The sequence below is a fragment of the Streptomyces sp. SID12501 genome (genome assembly GCF_010550245.1).
GTDB lineage: Bacteria > Actinomycetota > Actinomycetes > Streptomycetales > Streptomycetaceae > Streptomyces.
The window spans coordinates 1-558 of sequence record NZ_JAAGLU010000339.1; the positions used below are offsets into that span (position 1 = coordinate 1).

Below are 558 nucleotides of genomic sequence, written 5' to 3' on the forward strand. Positions count from 1 at the left end.
CAGCCAAGGTCGCTAGCGTGATGACCTTGTTGTCGATTCGCCCGGACCTCTGCTCGACGGCTGATCGCACAAAGTCGAGATTGATGCTCTCGATGGCAGGGTCGTCATCCTTTCGGTCGATGTCGTAGATCTCATCTCGACCATCTTCACTGCACGCTTCGTCGAGTCTCCGCCGCGATTGCGCCCAATCACGCTGGAGAGTCTCGATACTAGACATGGCTAGCCAGAGCATCGACATGAATCTTTCAGACGTCGCTCGAGCGGTCTCGCCCCGGAGAGCCGAAACCGAATCGCGGGCTATCTGGCGCCATCGAGCGAACCCGGTAAATCGGGATCTCTGGATGCGCTGATAGTCCAACTCCAGAAGTTCGGCTACTAGTTCACGTGATCGCTGTTCGATTGCTTGAATACGCAGCCCTGTGCTCTTGTATGTAGCGAAAAGGTCGCCCAATTGCCAGATATCAGAAAAGAGTTCCTCGAGGGCCCCGCGTGCTCCTTCTAGGTCTGAGTGCACATGAGCTCTCACTACCGGAAACCCGTGGCTTTTGTAGGTAATTG

General features: G+C 55.4%; 1 protein-coding gene. It reads right to left on the bottom strand.

What is annotated here, in order from left to right:
* A partial coding sequence (locus G3I71_RS50630; RefSeq protein WP_203733068.1) for a hypothetical protein occupies positions 1-217 on the bottom strand: 217 nt, incomplete at its 3' end.
* Positions 218-558 lie beyond the last annotated feature (341 nt).